This is a genomic window from Caballeronia terrestris (assembly GCF_001544515.1).
GTDB classification, from domain to species: domain Bacteria; phylum Pseudomonadota; class Gammaproteobacteria; order Burkholderiales; family Burkholderiaceae; genus Caballeronia; species Caballeronia terrestris.
The window spans coordinates 1-7,284 of the sequence record NZ_FCOL02000129.1 but is presented as its reverse complement, the minus strand read 5'-3'; the positions used below and the strand labels follow the sequence as shown (position 1 = coordinate 7,284).

Annotated in this window: 8 protein-coding genes and 1 pseudogene; 4 read left to right on the top strand and 5 right to left on the bottom strand. The window is 61.5% G+C overall.

Annotated features, from left to right (window positions below):
- The 5 genes and pseudogenes from aroE to AWB67_RS33345 all read right to left on the bottom strand — a co-directional run.
- Window positions 1-398, bottom strand: a pseudogene (gene aroE, locus AWB67_RS33365) (shikimate dehydrogenase); the annotation flags it as partial.
- Window positions 398-1,576, bottom strand: coding sequence for a CaiB/BaiF CoA transferase family protein (locus AWB67_RS33360; RefSeq protein ID WP_087660284.1), 1,179 nt, complete (start codon window positions 1,574-1,576; stop codon window positions 398-400). The gene AWB67_RS33360 and the pseudogene aroE, both read right to left, overlap by 1 nt.
- Window positions 1,576-2,034 carry a MaoC family dehydratase gene (locus AWB67_RS33355; protein ID WP_087660283.1) on the bottom strand — a complete coding sequence of 153 codons (459 nt, stop codon included), beginning with the start codon at window positions 2,032-2,034 and terminating at the stop codon, window positions 1,576-1,578. The genes AWB67_RS33360 and AWB67_RS33355 overlap by 1 nt, the downstream gene beginning before the upstream one ends.
- A 1-nt stretch (window position 2,035) precedes the next feature.
- The gene (locus AWB67_RS33350; protein WP_087660282.1) at window positions 2,036-2,422 is read right to left on the bottom strand and encodes a VOC family protein; all 387 of its coding nucleotides are present in this window, start codon (window positions 2,420-2,422) and stop codon (window positions 2,036-2,038) included.
- On the bottom strand, window positions 2,419-3,369 hold the full coding sequence (locus AWB67_RS33345; RefSeq protein ID WP_087660281.1) for a ketopantoate reductase family protein: 951 nt from the start codon (window positions 3,367-3,369) through the stop codon (window positions 2,419-2,421). Before AWB67_RS33345 ends, AWB67_RS33350 begins: the two co-directional genes overlap by 4 nt.
- 99 nt (window positions 3,370-3,468) lie before the next feature.
- Between AWB67_RS33345 and AWB67_RS33340 the strand changes: the two genes are divergently transcribed.
- The 4 genes from AWB67_RS33340 (at window position 3,469) to AWB67_RS33325 (ending at window position 7,170) form a co-directional block, all read left to right on the top strand.
- The gene (locus AWB67_RS33340; protein ID WP_087660285.1) at window positions 3,469-4,374 is read left to right on the top strand and encodes a LysR family transcriptional regulator; all 906 of its coding nucleotides are present in this window, start codon (window positions 3,469-3,471) and stop codon (window positions 4,372-4,374) included.
- Window positions 4,375-4,653: 279 nt separating this feature from the next.
- A complete protein-coding gene (locus AWB67_RS33335; protein WP_087660280.1) occupies window positions 4,654-5,211 on the top strand; it encodes a carboxymuconolactone decarboxylase family protein in 558 nt (185 codons plus the stop codon).
- 36 nt (window positions 5,212-5,247) lie between these two features.
- On the top strand, window positions 5,248-6,093 hold the full coding sequence (locus AWB67_RS33330) for a helix-turn-helix domain-containing protein (RefSeq protein ID WP_087660279.1): 846 nt from the start codon (window positions 5,248-5,250) through the stop codon (window positions 6,091-6,093).
- A 162-nt stretch (window positions 6,094-6,255) separates the two neighbouring features.
- Window positions 6,256-7,170: a LysR substrate-binding domain-containing protein gene (locus tag AWB67_RS33325; protein WP_087660278.1), complete on the top strand. Its 915-nt coding sequence runs from the start codon at window positions 6,256-6,258 to the stop codon at window positions 7,168-7,170.
- Window positions 7,171-7,284 lie beyond the last annotated feature (114 nt).

Genomic DNA, 7,284 nt, shown 5'->3' with positions numbered 1-7,284 from the left:
CCGCCGGCACCGAGCATCAGCACCCGCTTGCCAGCTATCGGCACGCCAAGGTTCACTTCGATGTCGCGCACGAGTCCGATCCCGTCGAAGTTCTCGGCGATGATGCGGCCGCCTTCGAATTTCATCGCGTTGACGGCGCCAGCCAGCTCGGCGCGCTCGCTGCGTTCGTCCGCCATCGCGAACGCCTGCAGCTTGAACGGCGCGGTTACGTTCATCCCTTTGCCGCCACTGGCGATGAAAGCGCGCACCGTCTCGGCGAACGCGCCCTGCGGCTCCAATGGACCTTCGATCGCCGTGTATGACAAGTCCTGCCGTGTCTCTTCTGCGAAGAGGCCATGAATCAGCGGAGACTTCGTGTGTCCGATCGGGTTGCCGATCACTGCGTATTGGTCGCTCATCATGGCCTCACTTTCGAGTACAGCACACCGTCGGTTTGCATCGCGTCGATTTCGGCCGCGTCGAAGCCCAGCGACTGCGCGACTTCCGCGTTGTGCTGGCCGAGGTCCGGGCCGACTTCGCGGATGGTCGTGTCGCAGTCGGAAAAACGGAACGGCAGGTTCGGCAGGCGCAACGTCCCGAAGCGCGGGTGCTCCTGCTCGACCACCATGCCCCGCGCGATGATCTGCGGATCGGCAAGCACTTCATCGATGCGCTGCACCTTGGCGGAGGGCACGTCGATGCTGTCTAGAAGACTCAGCACTTCGGCAACCGGCCGCGCTGCAACCCAAGGCTTCACCACGGACAATATGTCCAGCCGATTCGCATTGCGCCCGTTGAGGGTATGAAACCGTGCGTCGGTGCCGAAGCCAGCCGGCCCGCCATGCGTCTCCACCAAGGCCGCGAAACGCTTCCATGCATCGTCCACCTGTGCGGCGATCACGAGGTCGCCATCCGCCGCACGGAACACACCGTAGAGCGTCGACGTCGGCATGTCGTGACCCGTCTGCTCGGGGACGATGCGTTGCATCGTGTAACACTGCACCGCGTATTCGTGCATCGACACGAGCGTGTCGTACAGCGCCATGTCGATGTGCTGGCCCCGGCCGCTCTTCACGCGACCTAGCAGCGCCGCGTTGATCGCCGCGACCGCGTGAATGCCGGTGTACATGTCGCCAAGGGAGATACGCATCAGGGGCGGCGGCTCCCCTGGATTGCCGATCATCTGCATAATCCCGCTCTTCGCCTCTGCGATCAGGCCGAAACCTGCGCGATGCGCATCGGGTCCAGTGTGACCATATGCCGAGATCGAGCAGTAGACGAGACCCGGATTGCGCGCGGACAGTTCGTCGTAACCGAGTCCAAGCTTCTTCAGCGCCCCCGGTCGATAGTTCTCGACGAACACGTCCGCCGAGTCGCACAGACGCTGCATGAACTCCTTGCCGCGCGGATGCAGGAAATAGGCGCTCTGTTCATCGTCGAGCACGGTGGCGTGCTGACGGCCCGCGTCGCCGCTGCCCGGACGTTCGACCTTGATGACTTCGGCGCCGAGCGCCGCGAGACAGCGCCCGACATACGGCCCTGCCAAAAAGTGGCTGTAGTCGACGACGCGAATCCCTTCGAGAGGACGTGCCTGCATCAGAATGCTCCCGGTCGGCGCGGCACCATCAGACGATGCTCGCCATGCTGGACGACCTGCCCGTCCTGATTGATCAAATCCGACGGCAGCACAACGATGCCCCAGTCAGGACGGCTCTTGCTCGCGCGCATCGAGCCGACGCGAAACTTGACGTGCAACACGTCGTTCACCTTGATCGGCAGGTTGAAGTCCCACGTCCAGCCGAGCGACATACCGGGCAGGAAGCGGTATTCGCTTTGGGTCTTGAGACCATCGGCGATGGACAGCCCAAAGAGACCGTGTGCGACGATCGAACCGAAGTGGCTCGCGTTCGCGTATTCCTCGTCCACATGCACGGGTGTGTGGTCGCCAGTGAGGTCGGCGTAAGCCAGGATGCGTTCCTTGGTGACCGTATAGCTCGGACTCGTGCACTCGTCGCCTTCACTGGCGTCGTCCCAGTATTTATCGATGATCGTCATGTCATGCCTCCGCACGCGGGTTGATCGAAAGCGCCTGCGCGACGCACGAGGCGGGCCGTGCCTGAATCAGTTCGACGGCAAGGCCGTCCGGCAGGCGAATCCAGTTGCGTCCCTGCGGCAATTCGCTGACGTCATACCGTTGCGCGGCGGCGAGCGCCGCTTCCAGGTCTTCGCACATCACGCCTAGATGCGCGAGTCGTCCTTCGGGACTTTCGTAGTCCGGCTTGTGAATGAACTGGAGACCGCCGAGCGTCCAGTACTGACGGGGTTCGTCGACGGTGCCGTCGACTTCTCGCATAGTCATGCCGAGCACGTCTTCGAAGAAGCGGATGTGCCAATGAATGTCCTTCACCCAGATGGCGACGTGTTCCAGATAAGCCTTGTTCATGCTGTCGTCTCCTTAGCTTGTCGGTCCGTCATGGCGCGCTCGATGCCCTTGATGCACGCAACCAGCGTCGAATTGACCGGTGTCGGCACACCGAGCCGTTGACCCCAGCGCACGACCGCGCCGTTGATGAAGTCGATCTCCGTGACCGAACCTTTCTCAAGGCTTTGCAGCATCGAGGTTTTGAACTCAGGTGAAAGACCCTCGGCCGCCAATGTCCATGCTTGCTCCGCGTCCGACATCGAAAGTTTGATGCCCGCTGCCTTTGCAGCAGCCATCGCCTCGGCCACGGCGGCGAGCGCGGTTTCCTTGAGAATCGGCTCTTCGTAGAGCTGCCCGTAAGTGAGGCGCGTGATGCCGGTTACTGCGCCCGTCGCGACGTTGATCAGCAACTTGTCCCACATCGTCCCGAGGATGTTGTCGCTCACGGTCGTCGTCAGACCCGACGCATTGAACGCTTCGGCAATCGCTTGCACTCGTTGCGTGACCTGCCCATCGAGCTCTCCGATGTAGGTGAGTTTTCCGCTCACGCCGGACTGGATATGCCCGGGACCGCGCAGCACTCCACCGACGTATGTCTTGCCCGCCAGCACGCGCTCACGTCCGACGATCTCGCTGAGGACGTCTTCATGGCCGAGGCCGTTCTGCAACGACAGCACAAGCGTGTCCGGACCGATGAGATCGAGCGCGCCGCGCATCGCCGAGTCAGTGTGAAAGGACTTGACCAGTACGACGACGAGATCCGCCGCGCCAACTTCCGCGGCCTGCGTCGTCGCACGGACCTTGATGTGCCGGGAACCATCGGCATCGTCGACTTGCAAGCCGTCGCGGCACATTGCTCCGACGTGTGCCGCCGAGCGGTCGATCAGCCAGGTCTCGTGACCACCTTGACTCAGTGTGGAACCGATGGCGCAGCCCAGCGCACCCGCCCCCAGGATTGCGATCTTCATTAGCGTCTCCTTGATGTGTTGACGCAACGATAGAAGTTGCCGCTCATCGTGGCAATGCAATGACTACAATGAGGTCATTGCGTAAATCGAATAATGGCCATGACTCCCAGCGAGCTACCCGACCTGAAGCTCCTGCAGCTTTTTGACCTGCTGTACGACACCCGGAGCGTTACTCGCGCGGCGGAGCAACTTGGACAGAGCCAGCCGACGGTCAGCATCTGGCTCGGGCGTCTGCGCGAATTTCTGCAAGACCCTTTGTTCATCCGCACGCCCGGTGGCATGGCGCCGACGCCGCAGGCCGACGCCCTGATCGGGCCGTGCCGCGAGATCCTGGAATCGTTGCGGCGTTTCGCTGCGTGGGAAATCGCTTTCGATCCCGCCACCGCAAAGCGGCGGTTTCGCATCTGCATGACGGATGCGAGCCACGTCACGCTGCTTCCTCGAATGCTGGCGCACATCCGGGCGCAGGCGCCGGGCATTCGTCTGGAGGTAGCAAGAATCGATGGGAACACTGAACGGGCGCTGGAGTCCGGCGAGGCCGACCTTGCGATCGGCCATGTGCCGTGGCTCGGCGGCGGGATTTACCAGCAGCAGTTGTATTCGCAAGACTGGGTGTGTCTGGCGAACCGGCACCACCCGCGCCTGCGCGCACGCCTCTCGGTGAAGCAGTACCGCGCCGAGGGACACGTTGCGATCGCGGCGGGGACGGGCGCCCAGTTGCTGGAGCAGGCGCTCTTGCGCGAGCAGATCCAGCGGGACGTCGTACTGGAGTTGCCGGGCTTTCTCGGACTGGGTGCGATTATTCAGACGACAGACCTGATTGCCACGCTGCCACGGCACATCGGCCAGACGCTGGCAAAGGTCAATGATCTGTTAATCCATCCATGCCCAATTTCCGTGGACGGCTTTGCCGTGAGGCAGCACTGGCACGCCAGGTATCACCATGAAGCGGGCAATCGCTGGCTGCGCGAGGTGGTGGCTCAATTGTTCAGCAGCTTGCGCTGACCTGTCACTTCGCTTTGTCCTGTCGTCGACTCTTTCACAAAGCGACCTCCATTTGCGAGTTCCTGCGCCGTTGCGAAGGCTATTCACACGTAAGGCATCCGGGAAGTGCATCGCCGGAGTCTTTCATCGCACGGCCGTGTCGACTCGATACGCGTGGGCCGGACACGGCGCGTCGCCACGCGGCGATTACATCCGATGTAATTGGCGTGAAGAACGAGCGTCGCTACTCTTTGGCTGTCGTGTCACCAATCCGGTGACGTTTCCCGTCAAGGAGCTAAGATGTCTGACCATACCATCCACACAATCGAGTCCGCCCCGGCGCAATCGAAGCCCGTGCTCAAGCAATTGCAACAGGCATTCGGCCTGATCCCGAACATCGCGGCCGCGATGGCTGCTTCACCGGTGCTGATCAACGGCTTCATCGGCCTGTTCGAGCGCGTGCATGCGAGCAGTCTGACGGAGTCGCAGATCCAGACGCTGCTGTTGACCAACGCGGTTACCAACGCCAGTGAGTGGCCTGTCGCGTTTCACACCGCGTTTGCGTTGAAACAAGGCGTACGTCCTGCTGATGTCGATGCGATCCGGAACGGCGGTCTGCCCGATGACGCGGGATTGGCCGCGCTGTCGACGCTGGCGCGTACGCTGATCGACAAGCGCGGCCGTCTTGCCGAAGCGGAACAGAATCGCTTCTTCAAAGCAGGGTTCAGCCCGGAGCAACTGCTCGAAGTCATAGCTGTGGTTGCCGCATCGACGATCACGAACTACTCCGCGAGCGTGACCCAGCCAGCCCTTGAAACGCCGTTCGAGGAATTCGTCTGGCACGCGCCCGCATCCTGAGTCCGTATTCTTCATCCGCATCAGTCAGGGAATCCGATGAATCCCACGCGTCCTAATTCGAAGGTATCGTCGAGCGAACTTGGCGATCTGTTGCGTTACTGGCGGGATGTACGGGGCGTGAGTCAGCTCGATCTGTCGCTGGAAACGGGAGTCTCGCAGCGGCAGATCAGTTTCATTGAAAGCGGACGCAGCGTGCCTGGTCGGAACACGCTTCTGACTCTCGCGCAGACGCTCGACGTGCCGCTGCGCGAGCGCAATGCCCTGCTGCTCGCCGCTGGATACGCCCCCTTGTATTCAGAGGCACCGTGGAATGCACATGAAATGCAAAGCGTCGTCCGCGCGCTTGAACGGATCGTTCGTCAGAACGAGCCGTATCCGGCGATGGTGATGGACCGTCACTGGAACGTGTTGATGACCAACGACGCCGCGCCGCGCTTTTTCAATCACTTCATCGACATGAGTTTGCGGGAAGGGCCGCGCAACATGCTGCATCTGATATTCGATCCGCAGGGTATGCGTCCGTTCGTGGCCGATTGGGACACCGTCTGTCGGAGCCTGCTGCAGCGGGTGTATCGGGAATCGGTTGGTCACGTGATCGACGACGACACCGGGCGTTTGCTCGACAAGCTGCTCGCCTATCCCGACGTGCCGCGCGACTGGAAAGCGCATCATGCGCCGTCCGACACGCCCACCATGCCGGTCATTCCGCTGGGCTTCATCAGCGAGGGCGTCGTGCTTCGTTATTTTTCGATGGTGACGAGCGTTGGAACGCCGCAAACCGTGGCCGCGCAGGAACTGCGCCTGGAATGCATGTTCCCCGCCGATGATGCAACGGAAGCACGCCACCTGCAATTGCTCGCGGCGCAGTCAAAGGAACGCTAGGCGGCTTGCAATTGCAGGGGAACGGATGAAGAAGAGGGCGGGTTGCACGCACTGCGATAGGCACGATGCCGGTGGCCGGCTTCCACGAGCACTCCGTCAGCGTAGAATTTCGAGGTCTCCTGGCGGCCGATCTGCCTTCGCCGGAACCGATACGGACAGGTCATGGAAATCAAGTGGATCGAAGACTTCATCGCGCTCGCGCAATATCAAAGCTTCTCGCGAGCGGCGGAATTTCGCAACGTCACACAGTCCGGGTTCAGCAGGCGGATTCAGTCGCTTGAGCAGTGGGTCGGCGCCGACCTCATCAATCGAAGCAGCTTTCCGCCTACATTAACGCCAGCGGGGCAACTCTTTCGCGAAGCGGCCGAGGACATCATCGAGAAGCTGTTCGACACGCGCGCCATCATCCGCACCGAGCAGCGCATCGCCGGCAAGGGGGTGCAGATCGCGGCCGGGCATACCATCGCGCTCAACTTTCTGCCTGCCTGGCTGCGAGCGCTCTCGTCACATTTCGACGAGGTACGCGCGCGCGTCATTCCGGCCAACGTCCACGATTCGATCCTGATGCTCGTCAACGGCAACTGCGAGTTGATGTTCGCCTATCACCATCCTGAGCTGCCGCTGCATCTGGATCCGACGCGATACGAATACCTCACCGTAGGCACCGACACCTTCATGCCGGTCTGCAAGCCCAATCAGCGAAGCGCTCCCGCATTCCGGCTGCCCGGCACGAACGACCGTCCTTTACCGCTCATCTCCTATACTGAAACCAGTTACTTCGGGCGCTGTCTCGCAGTGCTGCTGGAGCATGCGAGCGCGGCTCCCGCCTTGCGGCTTCATTACGAATCGGACATGGCGGAAGTGGTCAAGAAGCTCGTTCTCGAAGGCGAAGGAGTTGCGTGGCTGCCGAGAAGCTCCATTCTTTCCGAGCTCGACGCCGGCAACCTCGTGCCGGCCGGGACCGCAGAGTGGCAACTCGAAGTCGAGCTTCGGGTGTATCGGGATGCATCCAACCACAGTGAGTTTCTGGAATCGCTCTGGCGTCATCTTCGTGCCGCTTCCGGTGTCGCCGGATAGGGTTGTCCCGCGTTATGCGAAACTCGCATAACCATATGCAGGACTAGCATCCACCTTTTTTCTAGCTTCCCTAAGATTCCGTCCAGACACAAAAACGCCGCGCAACCCCTGGCG

Excerpts from the sequence above, each read along its gene's own strand:
- AWB67_RS33345 (WP_087660281.1), bottom strand. The coding sequence starts at position 3,369 with ATGAAGATCGCAATCCTGGGGGCGGGTGCGCTGGGCTGCGCCATCGGT.
- AWB67_RS33360 (WP_087660284.1), bottom strand. The coding sequence starts at position 1,576 with ATGCAGGCACGTCCTCTCGAAGGGATTCGCGTCGTCGACTACAGCCAC.
- AWB67_RS33330 (WP_087660279.1), top strand. The coding sequence starts at position 5,248 with ATGAATCCCACGCGTCCTAATTCGAAGGTATCGTCGAGCGAACTTGGC.
- AWB67_RS33350 (WP_087660282.1), bottom strand. The coding sequence starts at position 2,422 with ATGAACAAGGCTTATCTGGAACACGTCGCCATCTGGGTGAAGGACATT.
- AWB67_RS33340 (WP_087660285.1), top strand. The coding sequence starts at position 3,469 with ATGACTCCCAGCGAGCTACCCGACCTGAAGCTCCTGCAGCTTTTTGAC.
- AWB67_RS33355 (WP_087660283.1), bottom strand. The coding sequence starts at position 2,034 with ATGACGATCATCGATAAATACTGGGACGACGCCAGTGAAGGCGACGAG.
- AWB67_RS33325 (WP_087660278.1), top strand. The coding sequence starts at position 6,256 with ATGGAAATCAAGTGGATCGAAGACTTCATCGCGCTCGCGCAATATCAA.
- AWB67_RS33335 (WP_087660280.1), top strand. The coding sequence starts at position 4,654 with ATGTCTGACCATACCATCCACACAATCGAGTCCGCCCCGGCGCAATCG.